Source organism: Ensifer sp. VA4 (assembly GCF_055710065.1).
Genome location: NZ_JBVQPO010000011.1, coordinates 1 through 17,430 on the forward strand (window position 1 = coordinate 1; position 17,430 = coordinate 17,430).

The 17,430-nt window shown below is 62.0% G+C and carries 21 protein-coding genes and 1 pseudogene; 8 read left to right on the top strand and 14 right to left on the bottom strand.

What is annotated here, in order from left to right; all coding sequences use genetic code 11:
• From AC0C6X_RS19565 to AC0C6X_RS19575, 3 genes are all read right to left on the bottom strand, one after another.
• A partial coding sequence (locus tag AC0C6X_RS19565) for an aminotransferase class I/II-fold pyridoxal phosphate-dependent enzyme (protein ID WP_472954716.1) occupies nucleotides 1-497 on the bottom strand: 497 nt, incomplete at its 3' end.
• The gene (locus tag AC0C6X_RS19570) at nucleotides 498-1,607 is read right to left on the bottom strand and encodes an NAD/NADP octopine/nopaline dehydrogenase family protein (RefSeq protein ID WP_472954717.1); all 1,110 of its coding nucleotides are present in this window, start codon (nucleotides 1,605-1,607) and stop codon (nucleotides 498-500) included.
• Nucleotides 1,598-1,966: a TOBE domain-containing protein gene (locus AC0C6X_RS19575; protein ID WP_472954718.1), complete on the bottom strand. Its 369-nt coding sequence runs from the start codon at nucleotides 1,964-1,966 to the stop codon at nucleotides 1,598-1,600. Before AC0C6X_RS19575 ends, AC0C6X_RS19570 begins: the two co-directional genes overlap by 10 nt.
• Between AC0C6X_RS19575 and AC0C6X_RS19580 the strand changes: the two genes are divergently transcribed.
• Nucleotides 1,965-2,156 (top strand): hypothetical protein, encoded by a 192-nt coding sequence (locus AC0C6X_RS19580; RefSeq protein ID WP_246304713.1) that lies wholly within the window; start codon nucleotides 1,965-1,967, stop codon nucleotides 2,154-2,156. The two genes, AC0C6X_RS19575 and AC0C6X_RS19580, sit on opposite strands and share 2 nt — an antisense overlap.
• A 14-nt stretch (nucleotides 2,157-2,170) precedes the next feature.
• Here AC0C6X_RS19580 and AC0C6X_RS19585 read toward each other — a convergent pair.
• Nucleotides 2,171-2,401 (bottom strand): annotated as a pseudogene (locus tag AC0C6X_RS19585) (hypothetical protein); the annotation flags it as partial.
• A 135-nt stretch (nucleotides 2,402-2,536) separates the two neighbouring features.
• Here AC0C6X_RS19585 and AC0C6X_RS19590 point away from each other — a divergent pair.
• Both AC0C6X_RS19590 and AC0C6X_RS19595 read left to right on the top strand, forming a co-directional pair.
• Nucleotides 2,537-3,451, top strand: a complete 915-nt coding sequence (locus AC0C6X_RS19590; protein ID WP_173519804.1) for a LysR substrate-binding domain-containing protein — start codon at nucleotides 2,537-2,539, stop codon at nucleotides 3,449-3,451.
• 73 nt (nucleotides 3,452-3,524) lie between these two features.
• Nucleotides 3,525-4,067, top strand: a complete 543-nt coding sequence (locus tag AC0C6X_RS19595) for a GNAT family N-acetyltransferase (RefSeq protein ID WP_173519803.1) — start codon at nucleotides 3,525-3,527, stop codon at nucleotides 4,065-4,067.
• Here AC0C6X_RS19595 and pobA read toward each other — a convergent pair.
• Nucleotides 4,061-5,233: a 4-hydroxybenzoate 3-monooxygenase gene (pobA, locus tag AC0C6X_RS19600; RefSeq protein WP_173519802.1), complete on the bottom strand. Its 1,173-nt coding sequence runs from the start codon at nucleotides 5,231-5,233 to the stop codon at nucleotides 4,061-4,063. The two genes, AC0C6X_RS19595 and pobA, sit on opposite strands and share 7 nt — an antisense overlap.
• A gap of 128 nt (nucleotides 5,234-5,361) precedes the next feature.
• On the opposite strand from pobA, the gene AC0C6X_RS19605 reads away from it, so the two are divergent.
• Nucleotides 5,362-6,249, top strand: a complete 888-nt coding sequence (locus AC0C6X_RS19605; RefSeq protein WP_173519801.1) for a helix-turn-helix domain-containing protein — start codon at nucleotides 5,362-5,364, stop codon at nucleotides 6,247-6,249.
• Nucleotides 6,250-6,279: 30 nt separating this feature from the next.
• Here the strand turns inward: AC0C6X_RS19605 and vapC are convergent, their stop codons facing one another.
• Together vapC and vapB are read right to left on the bottom strand one after the other, a co-directional pair.
• Nucleotides 6,280-6,690, bottom strand: coding sequence for a type II toxin-antitoxin system tRNA(fMet)-specific endonuclease VapC (gene vapC, locus AC0C6X_RS19610; protein WP_173519800.1), 411 nt, complete (start codon nucleotides 6,688-6,690; stop codon nucleotides 6,280-6,282).
• A complete protein-coding gene (gene vapB / locus AC0C6X_RS19615; RefSeq protein WP_173519799.1) occupies nucleotides 6,690-6,923 on the bottom strand; it encodes a type II toxin-antitoxin system VapB family antitoxin in 234 nt (77 codons plus the stop codon). The genes vapC and vapB overlap by 1 nt, the downstream gene beginning before the upstream one ends.
• 210 nt (nucleotides 6,924-7,133) lie before the next feature.
• Here vapB and AC0C6X_RS19620 point away from each other — a divergent pair, with 210 nt between their 5' ends.
• Nucleotides 7,134-8,582 carry an NCS1 family nucleobase:cation symporter-1 gene (locus AC0C6X_RS19620; protein ID WP_173519798.1) on the top strand — a complete coding sequence of 483 codons (1,449 nt, stop codon included), beginning with the start codon at nucleotides 7,134-7,136 and terminating at the stop codon, nucleotides 8,580-8,582.
• Nucleotides 8,583-9,049: 467 nt separating this feature from the next.
• Here the strand turns inward: AC0C6X_RS19620 and AC0C6X_RS19625 are convergent, their stop codons facing one another.
• The gene (locus AC0C6X_RS19625; protein WP_472954719.1) at nucleotides 9,050-9,712 is read right to left on the bottom strand and encodes a sulfite oxidase-like oxidoreductase; all 663 of its coding nucleotides are present in this window, start codon (nucleotides 9,710-9,712) and stop codon (nucleotides 9,050-9,052) included.
• A gap of 88 nt (nucleotides 9,713-9,800) precedes the next feature.
• Nucleotides 9,801-10,556, bottom strand: coding sequence for an IclR family transcriptional regulator (locus tag AC0C6X_RS19630; RefSeq protein ID WP_472954720.1), 756 nt, complete (start codon nucleotides 10,554-10,556; stop codon nucleotides 9,801-9,803).
• A gap of 177 nt (nucleotides 10,557-10,733) precedes the next feature.
• Here AC0C6X_RS19630 and AC0C6X_RS19635 point away from each other — a divergent pair, with 177 nt between their 5' ends.
• The 3 genes from AC0C6X_RS19635 to pcaF are packed head-to-tail and all read left to right on the top strand — an operon-like array spanning nucleotide 10,734 to nucleotide 13,594.
• A complete protein-coding gene (locus AC0C6X_RS19635) occupies nucleotides 10,734-11,594 on the top strand; it encodes a CoA transferase subunit A (RefSeq protein ID WP_173519795.1) in 861 nt (286 codons plus the stop codon).
• Nucleotides 11,595-11,606: 12 nt separating this feature from the next.
• On the top strand, nucleotides 11,607-12,389 hold the full coding sequence (locus AC0C6X_RS19640) for a CoA-transferase subunit beta (RefSeq protein WP_472954722.1): 783 nt from the start codon (nucleotides 11,607-11,609) through the stop codon (nucleotides 12,387-12,389).
• On the top strand, nucleotides 12,389-13,594 hold the full coding sequence (gene pcaF / locus AC0C6X_RS19645; protein WP_173519793.1) for a 3-oxoadipyl-CoA thiolase: 1,206 nt from the start codon (nucleotides 12,389-12,391) through the stop codon (nucleotides 13,592-13,594). Before AC0C6X_RS19640 ends, pcaF begins: the two co-directional genes overlap by 1 nt.
• Nucleotides 13,595-13,671: 77 nt before the next feature.
• Here the strand turns inward: pcaF and AC0C6X_RS19650 are convergent, their stop codons facing one another.
• The 5 genes from AC0C6X_RS19650 to AC0C6X_RS19670 all read right to left on the bottom strand — a co-directional run bounded on the left by AC0C6X_RS19650 (nucleotide 13,672) and on the right by AC0C6X_RS19670 (nucleotide 17,357).
• Complete coding sequence (locus AC0C6X_RS19650) at nucleotides 13,672-14,397, bottom strand: amino acid ABC transporter ATP-binding protein (RefSeq protein ID WP_173519792.1); 726 nt, start codon at nucleotides 14,395-14,397, stop codon at nucleotides 13,672-13,674.
• On the bottom strand, nucleotides 14,375-15,034 hold the full coding sequence (locus AC0C6X_RS19655; RefSeq protein WP_472954725.1) for an amino acid ABC transporter permease: 660 nt from the start codon (nucleotides 15,032-15,034) through the stop codon (nucleotides 14,375-14,377). Before AC0C6X_RS19655 ends, AC0C6X_RS19650 begins: the two co-directional genes overlap by 23 nt.
• Nucleotides 15,031-15,702 carry an amino acid ABC transporter permease gene (locus AC0C6X_RS19660; RefSeq protein ID WP_472954727.1) on the bottom strand — a complete coding sequence of 224 codons (672 nt, stop codon included), beginning with the start codon at nucleotides 15,700-15,702 and terminating at the stop codon, nucleotides 15,031-15,033. The genes AC0C6X_RS19655 and AC0C6X_RS19660 overlap by 4 nt, the downstream gene beginning before the upstream one ends.
• 115 nt (nucleotides 15,703-15,817) lie before the next feature.
• Complete coding sequence (locus AC0C6X_RS19665; RefSeq protein WP_472954729.1) at nucleotides 15,818-16,603, bottom strand: transporter substrate-binding domain-containing protein; 786 nt, start codon at nucleotides 16,601-16,603, stop codon at nucleotides 15,818-15,820.
• A 4-nt stretch (nucleotides 16,604-16,607) separates the two neighbouring features.
• The gene (locus AC0C6X_RS19670; protein ID WP_472954730.1) at nucleotides 16,608-17,357 is read right to left on the bottom strand and encodes a GntR family transcriptional regulator; all 750 of its coding nucleotides are present in this window, start codon (nucleotides 17,355-17,357) and stop codon (nucleotides 16,608-16,610) included.
• Between the last annotated feature and the right edge of the window lie 73 nt (nucleotides 17,358-17,430).

Genomic DNA, 17,430 nt, shown 5'->3' on the forward strand with positions numbered 1-17,430 from the left:
TTCAGTTCCTCCTCCAGCGCCGCCATGTCGTTGTTGGCATAGCGGAAACGCTTGGCCTTGGAGAGGCGCACGCCGTCGATGATCGAGGCATGGTTGAGCGCGTCGGAGATGATCGCGTCCTCTTCGCTAAGCAGCGTCTCGAACAGGCCACCATTGGCATCGAAACAGGAGGAATAGAGGATCGTATCTTCCATCCCGAGGAAGGAGGAGATGCGCGCCTCGAGTTGCTTATGCTCTTCCTGCGTGCCGCAGATGAAGCGCACGGACGCCATGCCGTAGCCGTAGCGGTCGAGCGCCTTCTTGCCCGCCTCGGCGAGTTCTTCGTTGTCGGCAAGGCCGAGATAGTTGTTGGCGCAGAAGTTGAGCACCCGGTCGCCCGAGGCGACCTCGATTTCGCCCGCCTGCTTCGACGTGATGACACGCTCGGACTTGTAGAGCCCGGCCGTCTTCAGGCCCTCGAGTTCGGAACGAAGATGAGACAGGAAGCGTTCGGTCATTCAGGCACGTCCCTCGGCTCGATCGGCAGCGGCAATGGGCGGAAAGCCGGTGCGACACAGGGCGTCGAGACCTTCGAGACCCAGTCGCTCGAGGCCCAGTTCGGGCAAGAGATCGTTCTCGCCTTCGAAGTCCCGGCCATACATGGCCGAGAAGATGCGGATGCCTGATTCATGCAGGATCGCCGGGCAGCCAGCGAGGCGCGCGAGCTGCGCCGTGACTACCAGGCCGAAGGGGACATCTTCCGTCACGTAGCGGCTGTCCGCTGTCGCAGGGCCGGTGCCGTTGTTTCCGGCCTGGTACATTTCCTGGTTCATCTGCGAGATGGTACTGACGGGCACATGGAACGACAGGTGGAAATGCTGGAAGATGTCGCGCACCTTCAGGTCCAGCTTCTCGGCTATGGCCAGGCGCTCGCGATCGAGCGTCTCCAGAAGGCGGCCGATATTGGGGGTGACGTTTTGCGCCTGCACCCAGCTTTCGCCGCGCTCCATGCGCGACATGTTGCCGAGCGCGATGCCGAGGTGGTTTTGCGGGTTCAGGTTCGAAAGGGCGATGGCCAGCAGGCTGCCGCGGTCGACGAAATGTTCGCCGAACAGCGCCGTGCAGACCGCATGCCCGCGCGCACTCTCCGATGTGGGAACGGTCGCCAGGTCGACCTGCTTGCGGATCGTATTTACGTGCACGACCGCCGGGCCGAGCTTCCGGCCGCTGACGATCGTCGTGCCCCAGGCAACGATCGGCACGGTGATACCGCGCGCCGCAAGCAGCGACGAAAGATAAAGCGCTCCGAACGAGGTATGCGAACTGAAGATCACGACCTGCCCGGCCGTCAGATGCGGTGCGATCGCATCCAGCACGAAGCGGTGGCCGTAGGCCGGCAGCGCGATGAGGACCGCATCCGCATCGATGACCAGATCTTCCGCGCCTTTCGCAACGGCCGGAAGGAAAGTGCCTTTGACGGCACCTTCGGCCGTCAGGCTTTCCCCCTCGGCAAGTGCCAGGGTTCCCGTGCCAGACGGCGACCAGAGCGTTGCCTTGTGTCCGAGCTTTTCCAGAAGGGCGGCAGTGCCAAAGGCAATAGAGCCAGCACCCGCAATACCTACACGCATGTCGTTTTCCATTTCATTTGATAGTCGCCGACGTGCGCCGTCGAGACGTCGTTTCCATGAAGCGTTGCGGGACGGATGAGCGTGGTCGCCTCCGAGGACCAGCCAACCCAGATGTCGTCGCGGCCGAGCCCTTCCACTTCGCTCGGACAAACGAGCGCGTTGAGTAGATGCCCCTCGCCGAATTCGACCTTGAGCGATGTATGGTTGCCCTTGAAAACGCGCTGGCGGATGCGCCCCTTCACCCGGTTGACGACACCCGGTTCGCCTGCCGAACATTGGATCGCTTCCGGCCGCAGCACGACGTAGATCGCGTCACCGGCCTTGGGCGACAGCGCGCCCGCGGACGCCTTGAAAGTCATGCCGTTCCATCGGATTTGCGCCTTCCGCCGTCAGCAGGTTGTGCTGTTTGCCCTGGTGGTCCGTCAGGCGGACGCGAACCTCAATGCCGCTGTCCTTCTGGAACTGCTCGATGAAATCCTGCGGCAGGAACTTGTCATAGGTGGTGATTTGAGAACCGAGCCCTCAGCGCGCGCCGATCGAATGATGTAGGGCGCGGCGAGCACCGTAGCGCCACCTGCGCCCAGCAGCTTGAGCGCGTTCCTGCGATTGATTTTCTGCCCGAATACCATTGTTCCTCCGCTCGCCTCCCAGCGTGACTTGATGGCGCCGGTGCGCGCATGCGCGCTCTTCCGGTCCTGTCGCCAATCGCGCAACCGGATCGATCCGGTTGCAGCCTGCCTATAGATAGGCGCAGCAAATTTGACCCGTCTAATTGTTTTTAAGCCTGCGCCCATTCCAAAAGGTTATAGCTAGACATCTAAGCCGGAACCGCGAAGGGCTATATTTTGCACAGGCCTCGCGAGCTGGATTGTCAACCTCTGCGCGCAAAGCTAGGGTGAAGGCAGGTCGGCCCTGTGAGAAGTTATGGGATGAAGCGCGCACCGAACCTGCGACAAATCGAGGCTCTCAAAGCCGTGATCGAATGCGGCACTGTCAGCCGTGCCGCGGAAGTCCTGCATATCTCGCAGCCCGCGGTGAGCAAGCTCCTGGCGCATCTCGAAGAAGATACGGAACTTGAACTGTTCGATCGCATCAAGGGGCGGCTCATTCCTTCGGAGCATGGGATGCGGCTCTACAAGGAAATCGATCGAGTGTTTGCCGGCATCAAGCAGATCGAGCGTGCCGTCGACCTGATCCGGCGCGAGGAACTCGGGCAGATCTCGCTCGGCGTGATGCCGGCGCTTTCCGGCCTCTTCATCAGCCACACCAACAAGCGCTTTCTCGCCCGGCACGGCGATGCCTACATCTCGGTGGTGATCCGCAGTTCGCAGTTCATCGTCGAATGGCTTCTGTCCAAGCAGGTGGATATCGGCCTGATCAACCGCAATACGGACAACCCCTATATCGAGTGCGTTCCGCTCCGCGGCGGAGACCTCGTCTGCATCGCGCCGCGCGATCATCGCTTCGCTGCGAAACAGGAGATCGTGCCCGGCGACATCCACGGCGAACCCTATATCGGCTTTGCCGCGGACAACCGCATCCGGCAGAAGATCGAAAGCACACTCGATAGCTACGGCACCCGCCTGAACTACATCATGGACGCGACCCTTGCGCCGGCGGTGTGTGAAATGGTCGCCAATGGACTGGGGATCGCCATCGTCGATCCGGTATTCGCCTTTGGCCAGCGCGACCGGCTGACGATCAAACCCTTCCTCCCCAGCATCGCATCGGATCTCAGCCTCTGCTGGCTGCGCGATACGAGAAACCGTCACCTAGTCGACGCCTATGTCGAGGCGACCCGCGCCACGGTCCAGGATATGCGGCTGGCGATGGATGCAATCTGAGACTGCGCGCGGCTGCGGCTTTACAAGCTTCGGCCTGCAACCCAGATTGCTGTCCCGACAGAATTGGTGATCCATGCCGACCGCTCCCCTCCTCGTTGACGCATTTTCCGAAGCGCACATTCCCGAGATGCTCGATTGGTTTTCGAGCCTGGAAGCGCTGGTGCAATGGGGCGGCCCTGGTCTCTCCTTTCCACTGCAAGCCGCACACATCGAGGCGATGCTTGCGGGAACCAAAGCTGCCGAGCCTGAACGGTTGATGTTCGCCGGCCTGGTCGGCGGCAAGCTCGCCGGCCATGCACAGGTCGCGCTTGATTGGCAGAACGGTGTCGGCCGCCTCAGCCGGGTTGCCATTAACCCTGCCATGCGCGGTCGCGGCCTCGCCCGGCCGTTTCTGCGTGAGGTGACCGAGCGGTTCTTCGCCAACCGCTCTTTCGAGCGGCTGGAACTCAACGTCTACACCTTCAACGAGGCAGCGATCCGCACGTACCGTAGCCTCGGCTTTCGTGAGGAAGGCGTGCGGCGTTGCTCGGCCAAGGTCGGGGATGCCCGTTGGGACACAGCAATCTACGGACTGCTCAGGGGCGAATGGCTCGAGCGCGCCCTCTGCTCTCAGTAAGGCAATCCGACATAGTTCTCGGCCAGCACCGTCTCGGCGGCAACCGAGTGGGTGAGGTAGTCGAGCTCGGCTTCCTGGATCCGCTGGTCGAAATCGCCGGTGCCCGGGAAACGATGCAGCATGGTGGTCATCCACCAGGAGAACCGCACCGCCTTCCAGACACGCGCGAGCGCCCGTGCCGAATAGGCATCGATCCCGGCATTCGAGTGATCCTGATAATGCTCGAGCAGGCCTTCGAAGAGATAGTGCACGTCGCTGGCCGCGAGGTTCAGCCCTTTCGCCCCGGTCGGCGGCACGATATGGGCGGCATCCCCGACCAGGAACAGACGACCGAAGCGCATCGGCTCGGCGACGAAGGAGCGCAGCGGCGCGATCGACTTTTCGAAGGAAGGACCGGTCACCATCGCCTCGGCATGGTGCTGCGGCAGCCGCCGGCGCAACTCGTCCCAGAAACGTTCGTCGGACCAGTCCTCGATCCTTTCGCTCACGGAGCATTGAATGTAGTAGCGGCTGCGCGTCTGCGAGCGCATCGAGCAGAGTGCGAAACCGCGGGGATGGTTGGCGTAGATGAGTTCATGATCGACGGGCGGCACGTCGGCCAGAATGCCGAGCCAGCCGAAGGGATAGACTTTCTCGAAGGTGCGGAGCGCCTTTTCGGGGACCGACTTGCGGCTGACGCCGTGAAAGCCGTCGCAGCCGGCAATGAAGTCGCAATCGATGCGCTGCGTCGTGCCATCCTTCTCGAAAGTGACGTAGGGCCGTTGGCCGTCGAAATCATGCGGCTCGACATGGCCGGCCTCATAGATGGTCGTCGCACCCGATCGCTCGCGATGTTCCATCAGGTCACGCGTCAGTTCCGTCTGGCCATAGACCATGACGCGCTTGCCGCCGGTCAGATGCTTGAGATCGATGCGGTGGTCGCGACCGTCGAAGGCAAGCGAGAAACCGTCGTGCGGAAGTCCCTCCTTGTGCATTCGTGCGCCTGCCCTGGCGCGATCCATCAAGCCGACCGTCCCCTCCTCCAGCACGCCGGCGCGCACGCGCCCAAGGATGTATTCCTTGCTGACGCGGTCGAGAATGACGTTGTCGATGCCGGCTTCCCTCAGCAATTGCCCAAGCAAGAGCCCGGATGGGCCCGACCCGATGATGACGACCTTGGTGCGCATGCTCTCCTCCAGAATTGTCTTTTGGCACAATTGTCTTTTGGCAAAATCTGCGCCGAGCGGACTTCGCTCTCAATGGACAAATCCGCCATGAAATTGCACAAATCGAACATGGCTTTGGGATACGTGAGATGAAGAGGACGGTTCCGACCTATGACCTCTATGGCGAAAGGATCGGCGAGCGGCCGGATTTCTGGCTGCATTGCGAGACGATTCCGTCACGCAGCAGCCTCTATCATTGGGAGATCGGGCTCCATCGCCACGAGAGCTTCTTCCAGATCTTGTACATTGCCGCCGGTTCCGGCGACGCCGTCTTTGGCGACGCGGTGCATGCCATAGAGCCTCCGGCCGTGATCATGGTTCCACCGGCGCTCAGCCACGGCTTCCGCTTCTCACGCGACATCGACGGCTTCGTCTTCACCATCCCGGCCTCGCATCTCAAGACATCTCCCGGCGAACGCAGCCGTCTCGGTGCATGGCTGGCCAGCCCGCATCTGACTCGGCTCGACGACCGCGAGGATGCGGCCTACATCGCAGCAACCCTCACCCGCCTGGCCAGGGAATGGGAAACCAACCGCAGCAATCGCGCCGACCTTTTGGATGCCTATCTGACCTCGGCCCTGACGCTGACGGCGCGTCTCGACGAGGCAAGCGACGAGCGGGACGATACGGCCGATAGCGAAAACGAACAGCGGGTCCAGCGCTTCCAGGCGCTCCTGCAGCAACACCACCGCTCGCACTGGCCAGCCGCAGCCTATGCCCGCGAACTTGGTCTGTCGCCGACCCATCTCAACCGCATCACGCGCGCCATCATCGGCCTCAGCGCCCACGAGATCATCTCGCGAAAGCTTGTCGGCGAGGCGCGGCGCGAGCTGGTCTTTACCCGCGCCAGCGTGCAGGAAATCAGCTTCCGCCTCGGCTTTGCCGATCCTGCCTATTTCTCCCGCTTCTTCCTGCGCCACACCGGCATGACGCCGCGTGCATGGCGGCTCGCCGAGCGGGAGAGACTTGGTGCGTAGTAACGCGACGCAGTTTCGTCGGGTTTCGCGTCACGGCGCCGGAACAGTCCAATCCTCGACGCGAAGGCCTGGCACCCGATCGAATTCGCGTCGGTTGTTTGTCACCAGTATCAGCCCCTGCGATCGCGCGTGGCCGGCAATCAATTGATCGTAAGGACCGATCGGCGTGCTGGTGCGCGCAAGCTCGGCGCGCAACTGGCCGCTGTGGCTCGCTGCTGCCTGATCATAGCTGAGGACCTCCAGACGTGCCGAAAGGCCTTCGATTACGGGCAGGTTCTGTTCAGGCATCGCCGATCTCTCCGCGCCATAGATCAATTCCATGAGCGTGATCGAGCTGATGCATAGTTGGCCGTGGTGCCTGTTGAACGCCTCTCGCACCGGCTGCGGCCGGTTCTTGACCGTAAAAATGCAGATATTGGTGTCGAGCATATATTTCAGCATCAGAGAGCCTCGCGCTCCTGGGGCGCCGGCTGCTCTCTCGCTGACATGAAATCGGCCGTTGCAGCCTGACCGTCGAACCAACTGTCCCACGACTCGCCGGCAGGCGTTATGATCCGCGCTCGCCCTACCGCAACAATATCGACACGTTTAACATCATCAGGCAGCGCGACGGCCTTGGGCAGCCGAACCGCCTGACTACGATTGCTCCGAAAAACGGCACCTTGTTCCGCCATAACCGCCTCCGGGATATACCTCGTGTATATCCAATATGATTGCCGCTTCGGGATATATCAAGAGTATACAGATTTCGCTGCCGCGCCCGCGCCGTTGCCGTAGCTGCCACGCGACCGGGCGACGGCAAAAAGACTTTTGCAACGACTCAAAACGGGAGCAGAATCAATGCTCGGGTCCGAGGGGGACCCGGAGGATATACGGAGGAAGACATGGCAGTACGCGATCCGTCGCCCTCGTTGTACAACGAGGATCTGGCACCGGCCGAGGAGCGCCGGTGGGGCGCTTTCAGCATCTTCAATGTGTGGACATCCGACGTACATAGCCTGTGGGGCTATTACCTCGCAGCGAGCCTGTTCCTGCTCTGCGGCAGCTTCATAAACTTCGTCATCGCGATCGGCATCGGGTCGCTGGTGATCTTCTTCCTGATGAGCCTCGTCGGCAATGCGGGCGTGCGCACCGGCGTGCCCTTCCCCGTGCTCGCCCGCGCCTCCTTCGGGACGTTCGGTGCCAACGTTCCGGCACTCGTACGCGCGGTCGTCGCCTGCTTCTGGTATGGCGCGCAGACGGCCGCCGCCTCAGGCGCGATCGTCGCGCTTCTCGTCCGCAACGAAAGTATGCTGGCGTTTCACCAGAACAGCCACATGCTCGGCCACTCGACGCTCGAGGTCATCTGCTATGTCGTCGTCTGGTCGCTGCAATTGCTGATCATCCAGCGCGGCATGGAGACCGTTCGAAAATTCCAGGACTGGGCCGGCCCCGCCGTCTGGGTGATGATGCTGATCCTCGCCGTCTATCTAATCGTCAAATCCGGAACCTTCTCCTTCGGCTCGGAAATCCCGCGCGATGTGCTCATCGAAAAGACCAAGGATGCGGGCGTACCCTGGGAGCCCGGCACCTTCCCGGCGCTTGCGGCGGTCGCTGCCACCTGGATCACCTATTTCGCCGCGCTCTATCTGAACTTCTGCGACTTCTCGCGCTATGCGACGGACGAGAAGACGCTGCGCAAGGGCAATCTCTGGGGCTTGCCGATCAACCTCCTCGCCTTCTGCCTGGTCGCGGGCGTGACGACGACGGCGGCCTTTGCCGTCTATGGCGAGGTGCTGCTGCATCCGGATCAGATCTCGGCGAAATTCGAAAGCTGGTTCCTGGCATTGCTCGCGGCCTTGACCTTTGCCGTGGCAACGCTCGGCATCAACGTCGTGGCGAATTTCGTATCGCCCGCCTTCGACTTCGCCAATGTCTTTCCGCGGCAGATCACCTTCAAGCGCGGCGGCTACATTGCGGCCCTGATCGCCCTCATCCTTTATCCCTTCGCGCCGTGGGAAACGGGAGCCGCGCATTTCGTCAACTTCATCGGTTCGACAATGGGGCCGATCTTCGGGGTGATGATGGTCGACTACTATCTGATCCGCAGAGCCCAGCTCAACGTCGAAGCGCTCTACCATGAGGATGGCGAATTCCGCTTCAAGAGCGGATGGCATAGCAACGCCTTTATCGCCTTTGCGTTCGGCGCCCTGTTTTCGTCGATCCTGCCGACATTCACGAATGTCCTTCCGGCCTGGTGGGGAACCTATGGCTGGTTCTTCGGTGTCGCGATCGGTGGGGCTATCTACTACGTACTGAGGATCGGCGCGCGCAAGCCGGCCTTTGCCTCCTAGCTGTCCAACGCCGTACCTAGCCGAACGACTGGGTACGGCATCCATGCGATCACGAGCCTCGGCTTGGGCAGCCGAGAATTGGGCGAACACCTTCCTCCGACATCGACCAGCGTCGCTTGTAGGGAGATGTAGCGTTCGAGCAGAGCCGACCATCACGACAGGGATCGTACAGATGCTGTGTGCTGCGTTGCGGATCGTTCGCAATCCACAGTCCTTTGTCGTCGGCATGGCCTGCACCCGCGCCGAACAGCATCATCCACATTGGCAAGACGACCAATCGCATCGACAACCGCGCTTGTTTGAAAACGTTGTTGCCGAACTTTGGGGGGAGCGGATTACGGGAGCATTGCGGAAGGCCGGAAGGATCGGCCGTCCATTCAGACGGCATCGAGCTCTTCTGGCGCTACCAGCCCGCGGGCCTGCAGTCGCTGATGGATCCGGAAAAGCCTTGGGAGGCGGCGAAGATATCAGTCGTCGGAATAGCGCTCCTCGCGCCACGGGTCGCCGCGCATGTGGTAGCCGTTCTTCTCCCAGAACCCTGCGGCGTCTCTGGCGCGAAAATCGATGCGCGTCAGCCATTTGGCGCTCTTCCACAAATAGAGGTGCGGAACGACGAGCCGCATCGGCCCGCCATGGGTGCGGCTGATCGGCTGCCCCTCCCAGTCCGTCGCCAGGATCGCATCCTCGGCGGCGAAGTCTTCGAGCGGCAGGTTGGTCGTATAGCCGTCATAGCTCGTGAGCATGACATGGCTCGCTTCGGGCTTCGGCATGACATGATCCAGCAGATCACGCGTCGCGACACCCTGCCAGCGGTTGTCATAGCGCGACCAGGTGGTGACGCAGTGCATGTCCGAGAGCCTGTCACTCTGCGGCAACGCCTTGAAGTCGGCCCAGGCGAGCGATAAGGGATGCTCGGCAAGGCCGGTGATTTCGAGCCGCCAGCTTTCCGTCGGAATGATCGGCTGCTGACCGAGGTCAAGCACCGGCCAATCCTTGACCAGATGCTGACCGGGCGGCAGGCGTTCGTCTTCCGGTCGGGCGATCCGTCCGGTCAGGAACTTGCCGTCCGCGGCCCAGCGCCGCTTCGTCGTCGTGAGCTTGGTTTCCGGCGGATGCGTGTCGTCGGTCATGAATCTCTACTCCCCAGCCCGGGTTCCTCGCCAAGTGAAAGTAAGAAGGGCGCAGCCGCGGAACGTCAAGCACAGGCGGGTAAAGTTGCTATCGCAGGACCACACGCAGGGCGGCCTGCGTTTCCTTGAGCAACGGCAGATAGCGCTCCACCATCTCCGCCGCAGCTACATGCGCGGCCGGTGCGCCGATGTTCAGCGCCGCGACAATCCGGCCGCGATCATTTTCAAGCGGCACGGCAATCGAACAAAGACCGAGTTCCAGTTCCTGATCGATAAGCGCGTAGCCTTGCTCGCGCACGCGGCGGAACTCGGCGATCAATTCCTCCGGATCGGTTTTCGTATAGGGCGTGTTTGCCTTGAGGTTCGAGCGCGAAAGGATGTCGCGCGCCTCTTGCTCCGGCAAAGCAGCGAGCCACACCCGCCCCATGGAGGCGCAATAGGCAGGCAGTCGCGAACCCGTCGTCAGGTTGATCGACATCACCCGCTTCTGCGAGGCCCGGGCGATGTAGACGATTTCGGTGCCATCCAGCACCGAGGCCGAGGCGCTCTGCCCGGCGCGGTCCGAAAGCTGGTCGAGATAGGGCTGGATGATCGTCGGCAGCGGCGTTGCCGAAAGATAGGCATGGCCGAGCCTTAGGATCTTCGGCGTCAGCGCGAAAAACTTGCCGTCATAGTCCGCGTAGCCGAGTTCGGAGAGGGTCAGCAGCGAGCGACGCACCGTCGCCCGGTCGAGACCGGTGATCTTCGACGCCTCGGCGATCGACAGCTTCGGCCGTGTTTCATCAAAGGCTTCGATCACCGCCAGCCCTCTGGCAAAGCCGCTGACGAAATCGGTCTCTCGCATTGTCGCCTCCCAAATCACGACAGTGACTTTGTGCGATATACGAACAAAAGTCAAATAACGCACAAAATATTTGACCGCACTTTCTGATCGGCGCTTATTGGCATGCGGAAGAGCAAGCCGCCTCGCCGCCGAAAAATTGCCGGGGCCGCAAACAGAAAAGCATCAGAGAGAGGAAACATGGCGAAGATCGTTTCGCTCGCCGAGGCCGTCGGCGACAATGTCAGGGATGGCGACACCGTCGCCATGGAAGGCTTCACCCATCTGATCCCCTATGCCGCGGGCCATGAGGTGATCCGCCAGGGCCGCAAGGATCTCTTTCTCGTGCGCATGACGCCGGACATTCTCTACGACCAGTTGATCGGCGTGGGCGCGGCGCGGGGCATGAAGTTTTCCTGGGGCGGCAATCCCGGCGTCGGCTCGCTGCACCGGTTCCGCGATGCCGTCGAAAACCAGTGGCCGCAACCGCTCGAAATCGAGGAGCACTCCCATGCGGCGATGGCCAATGCCTATGAGGCGGGCGCCGCCAACCTGCCCTTTGCGACGCTGCGCGGCTACATTGGCGCCGACCTGCCGAAGGTGAACCCCAACATCAAGTCGGTCACCTGCCCCTTCACCGGCGAAGTGCTGGCCGCCGTGCCGGCGATTCGCCCAGATGTCACGATCATCCATGCCCAGCGCGCCGACCGGAAGGGCAATGTGCTGATCGAAGGCATCGTCGGCGTGCAGAAGGAGGCGGTTCTCGCCGCTAGGCGCTCGATCGTCACGGTCGAGGAGATCGTTGACGAACTCAACCCGCCGTCGCCCAATTCGCTTGTTCTGCCGAGCTGGGCAATCACGGCTGTTGCCCATGTTCCGGGCGGCGCCTTCCCATCTTATGCGCACGGCTATTATCCGCGCTCCAACGCCTTCTACATCGGCTGGGACGAGATCGCCCGCGACCGCGACAGCTTCACCGCCTGGATCAAGGAAAATGTTTTGAACGCCAAGCCGGAAGACTTCGCCAAGCATGCCGGCAACAAGCCGGCAAAGGCGGCCTAAAGGGAGGATAAGATGAGCGACTTCACCCCCACCGAAATGATGACGATCGCCGCCGCCCGGGCCCTTTCCAACGACGACGTCTGCTTCGTCGGCATCGGCGCCCCATCGGCTGCCTGCAACGTCGCGCGGCTGACGCATGCGCCGGATATCACGCTGATCTACGAGAGCGGCACGGTCGGAACCAAGCCGGACGTGCTGCCGCTTTCGATCGGCGACGGCGAACTCTGCGATACAGCGCTTTTCACGGTCTCCGTGCCCGAGATGTTCCGCTATTGGCTGCAGGGCGGGCGCATCACCACCGGTTTCCTCGGCGGCGCCCAGATCGACAAATTCGCCAATCTCAACACCACGGTCGTCGGCCCCTACGATCACCCGAAGGTGCGACTTCCCGGCGGCGGCGGCGCCCCGGAAATCGCCTCCAATTGCGGCCGCATCTTCATCACCATGGCGCTGTCGAAGCGCGGCTTCGTCGAAAAACTGCCCTTCATCACCTCCATGGGCCATGGTGAAGGCGGCAATCATCGCGAACGGCTCGGCATGAAGACCAAGGGACCGACCCGGGTCATCACCGATCTCTGCATCCTGGAGCCGGATCCCGAGACCAAGGAACTGACCGTCGTTTCGGTCCACCCTGGCGTGACGCGCGAGCAGATCGTCGACAATTGCCGCTGGGCGATCAAGTTCGCCGAGCAGGTGATCGAAACGCCGGCGCCAACGGAACTGGAACTTGCGACCCTTCGCGATATCAATGCCCGCACCAAGAAGGCGCATCAGGGCGACAAGGAGGCTGCGTGATGGCCGAGGCATTCATCTGCGACTACGTGCGCACCCCGATTGGCCGCTTCGGCGGTTCGCTTTCCTCGGTACGGGCCGACGATCTCGGCGCGATCCCGCTTCGCGCCCTGATGGAGCGAAACGCCAATGTCGACTGGGACGCGGTCGACGACGTCATCTTCGGCTGCGCCAACCAGGCGGGCGAGGACAACCGCAACGTCGCGCGCATGTCGCTTCTGCTCGCCGGTCTGCCGGTCGGCGTGTCGGGCACGACGATCAACCGGCTCTGCGGCTCCGGCATGGATGCGGTGATTACCGCGGCCCGCGCGATCCGCTCGGGCGAAGCCGAACTGATGATCGCCGGCGGCGTCGAGAGCATGTCGCGCGCGCCCTTCGTGTTGCCAAAGGCCGACACCGCCTTCTCGCGCAACGCCGAGATCTACGACACGACGATCGGCTGGCGCTTCGTCAATCCTGTCATGAAGAAGCAATACGGCGTCGATTCCATGCCGGAGACCGGCGAAAATGTCGCCGAAGACTTCCGCGTGAGCCGCGAGGATCAGGACGCCTTTGCCGTCCGCAGCCAGGCGAAGGCGGCGGCGGCGCAGGCGAATGGACGACTGGCGAAGGAGATCGTTGCCGTGACGATCCCGCAGCGGAAGGGCGAGCCCGTCGTCGTCGATCGCGACGAACACCCGCGCGCAACCACGATGGAAGCGCTTGCCAAGCTCGGCACGCCCTTCAAGAAGGAAGGCGGCACAGTGACCGCCGGCAACGCCTCCGGTGTCAACGACGGCGCAACCGCCCTGATCATTGCATCGGAAGCGGCGGCGAAGAAGTATGGCCTGCGACCGATTGCCCGCATCCTCGGCGGCGCGACCGCCGGCGTTCCGCCGCGCATCATGGGTATCGGGCCAGCGCCGGCGTCGAAGAAACTGATGGCGCGCCTGGGCCTCAAGCAGGAGCAGTTCGAGGTCATCGAACTCAACGAAGCCTTCGCCTCGCAGGGGCTTGCCGTCCTGCGCGACCTCGGCATTGCCGACGACGATCCGCGTGTCAACCGCAACGGCGGCGCCATCGCACTCGGCCATCCGCTCGGCATGTCCGGCGCCCGCATCACCGGCACCGCCGCGCGCGAACTGCACGAAACCGGCGGGCGCTATTCGCTCTCGACCATGTGCATCGGCGTCGGCCAAGGCATCGCGGTGGCGCTGGAGCGCGTCTAGCGCTCCACGACACCGCGACGTAAGACCACGGTTTGGCATAGCGCCAATCTCGCTTGGACCGGGCCGGTCTCGGCCTCTCAATGGAGGCCGAGAAACTGCTTCAGTTCCGGTGTCTGCGGACGGGCGAAAACCTCTTCCGGCGGCCCCACCTCATGGACACGGCCCTGATGCATGAACACGACCCGCGAGCAGACGTCGCGAGCGAATTTCATCTCATGCGTCACCATCAGCAGCGTCATGCCTTCTGCGGCAAGCTCGCGCACGACGGCAAGCACCTCGGCGACCAGCTCCGGGTCAAGGGCCGAGGTGATCTCGTCGCAGAGCAGCGCGATCGGCTGCATGGCAAGCGCACGCGCGATCGCCACGCGCTGCTGCTGCCCGCCTGAAAGCTCATCGGGATAAGCGTCGAACTTGTGTGCAAGACCGACTCGTTCCAGCATCTTGCGAGCGATCGTCTCCGCCTCCGGCTTCGGCGTCTTCTTCACGACCATCTGCGACAGCATGACGTTGCCACCGACCGTCAGATGCGGAAAAAGATTGAACTGTTGAAAGATCATTCCGACCTTCAGTCGCAGTGCCTTCAGATGCACCTCGTCGTCGAGGAGCTGCGCACCGGCAACTGAGATCGAGCCTTTGTTGATCGTCTCGAGGCCATTGATGCAACGAAGCAGCGTCGATTTGCCAGAACCGCTCTTGCCGATGATGGCGATGACTTCGCCCGGCGCAACGTCAAGATCGATCCCCTTCAAAACTTCGTTCTCGCCGTAACTCTTGCGGACTTCAGTGATTTCGATGAGCGACATTGAGCTTCCTTTCGAGGATCTGGCTGCTCTTCGACAGGGGCCAGCAGAGCGCGAAATAGATCAGGGCAACGAGGCCATAGACGGTGAAGGGCTGGAAGGTGGCGTTGGTGACGACGGTGCCGGCCTTCGACAGTTCGACGAAGCCGATGATCGAGGTCAGCGCCGTGCCTTTGATGACCTGAACGGAAAACCCGACGGTTGGCGGAACCGCAACTTTCATCGCCTGCGGCAGGATGACGTAGCGCATCTGTTGCAGCCAGCCCATGCCGAGGCTGGCGGAAGCCTCCCATTGCCCCTTGGCAACCGCTTCGACACATCCGCGCCAAATCTCCCCGAGAAAGGCTGCGGTCCAAAGGATCAGCGCCAATCCGGCGGCAAGCCAAGCCGGCACGTCGACACCGAATAGGCCCAGCCCGAAGAAGGCGATGAAGAGTTGCATCAGCAGCGGCGTGCCCTGAAACAGCTCGATGTAATAGCGGGCGAGTGATCGCAGCGATTTGCGTTTGCTGATGCGCAGGAATAGCAAGCCAAGCCCGACGATGCCGCCGCCCAGGAACGAGACAAGCGAGAGGACGATTGTCCACCGCGTCGCGAGCAGAAGGTTGCGCAAGATATCCCAAATGGTGAACTCGATCATCGCGCGGTCCTCCGTGGGAAAATGAACCCGCCGACGATCGCCAGCGCCTGGCGAAGCAGGATCGCCAGGACGAGGTAGATGATCGTGGATACGATGTAGGCCTCGAAGGCCCGGAAAGTCCTGGATTGAATGAAGTTGGCGGCGAAGGTGAGATCTTCGGCGGCGATCTGCGACACGACGGCGGAGCCGAGCATGACGATGACGACTTGCGATGAAAGGGCCGGCCAGATGCGCTGGAGCGACGGAACCAGCACGACGTATCGAAATGTCTCGAAGCGAGTCATCGCAAGACTGGCGCCTGCCTCGAACTGCCCCCTTGGCGTCGCCTGGATGCCGGCGCGGATGATCTCGCAGCTATAGGCCCCGAGATTGACGATCATGGCGATATTGGCGGCTTGCAGTTCACTAAGCTGCAGTCCCAGGGACGGGAGGCCGAAGAAGATGAAGAAAAGCTGGATCAGGAACGGCGTGTTGCGGATCAGCTCGACATAGGCTGCGACCACCGGCTTGAGCCAGGCTGGACCCAGCGCCCTCGCCCAGGCGCAGCAGATGCCGAGCGAGATGCCGGCGACGGCGCCAACCGCGATCAGTTGAACGGTGATCCCTATCCCTTTGATGATCTGAGGATAATATTCGAGCAGCCAGCCAAATTCGAACTGGTAATTCAAGGCGTACCCCTGGTTTGACGAGTATCCGCCGGCGCCGTCCCGCCTGGAGCATCCCCCGTGCGTTCAGACGAAAGCACTAAGGATGCTCTAGCGGCGAGGCAGCGCGGCTGGTTGGTCAGAGATCGGTCGGCAAGTCTGTGCCGAGCCACTTTTGCGCAATGGCGTTCAGCGAGCCGTCGGCCTTGGCGGCAGCGATGATGCCATTGACCTTTTCAAGAAGGGCAGGCTGCTCCTTGCCGAGCCCGATGTAGCAGGGCGAGTTCTTGATCAGGAACTTCAGCTCCGGCCGCTTCGGCGGGTTCTTGGCGAGAATGGCAGCCGCCACCACGTTGCCGGTCGCGACAGCCTCGACCTGCCCCGACAAGAAGGCGGAGATCGTACCGTTGTTGTCTTCATAACGCTTGATGACGGTATCTGCCGGCGCGATCTTGGTCAGCTCCAGGTCTTCGACCGCGCCGCGGGTGACGCCTACGACCTTGCCGGTGAGTTCCTCCGGCGTGGTGACCGCGAATTCCGCGGGCGCGAACACGCCATTGAAGAAGGGCGCATAGGCGGCGGAGAAATCGATGACCTTCTCCCGATCCGGATTCTTGCCAAGGCTCGAAATCACCAGATCGACCTTGTTGGTCTGCAAGTAAGGAATCCGGTTCGCGCTCGTAACCGGCACGAGTTCGACCTTCACGCCGAGCTTGTCTGCGATCAGATTGGCCATGTCGACGTCATAGCCCATCGGCGCCATATCCGTGCCGACACTGCCAAAAGGTGGGAAATCCTGGGGAACGGCAACGCGAAGCGTGCCGCGCGACGTGATGTCGCCAAGCGCGTCGGCATGGGAAACCGAGCCGAAGCCGATGGTCGCGGCCATCGCCGCCATGGCGATGAACAGTCGTCTTGCGAGCATTGAGTCATTCTCCTTCTTGGGTTTGCGGTGTTTCGCTGCGTGACGTCCTCGACGGCGAAGTCACGGTCCTTGGAGGAAGCGAGAGGGATCGCCGGAGATCGGCCAGAGGATCGGGATGCCTCGTCAGGTCCAGTCCGGTTTCCACCTCGTCCAGGTGCTCGACGGAGAGCGCGGCGGCTCTCGAAAAATCCCCCTGCTCCATCGCTTCGACGATACGGCAGTGCCCGAGGTGTGATTGCAGGGCGTGGAAATCCGACTGATAAAGCATCGAAATCAGAATGGTTCTGGCCGTGAGATCGCGAAGGATCTCGATGAGAACGGCATTGTCCGCCAATTCGGCCACACGAATATGGAAGTCGCCCATCAGGCAGGTGAGGCGCTGGCGGTCGCCGGTTTCGATCGCCGCCTTCTCTTCAGCAAGATGGGCATGCAACCTGTCGCGGCCACTCTCCGTCAGCGGTCGCATGCTGCGTAGCAGCCCGGCTTCGATGACGCGCCGGGCGTCATAGACCATCGTCGCCTCTTCGGCTGATGGTTGCGCAACGAACCAGCCTCTCCGTGGGCTGACATGAACGATGCAGCGTGCCTCGAGGCGCATCATCGCTTCGCGCACCCGGGTCCGCGACACGCCGAAGAGAGCGGCCAATTGGTTCTCGCTGAGCCGCGTTCCGGGTTTTATGCGGCCCGAGAGGATACCGGAGACGATGGATTTCTCGATCGGATTATGGACGGTCGGTGCGGCTCTATCTTGCATACAAGACAGGAATGCAAAGCCTGTGCCAATCTCATATAGCCGCATTTTCAAGAGCTTGCGGGAGATGCACCCT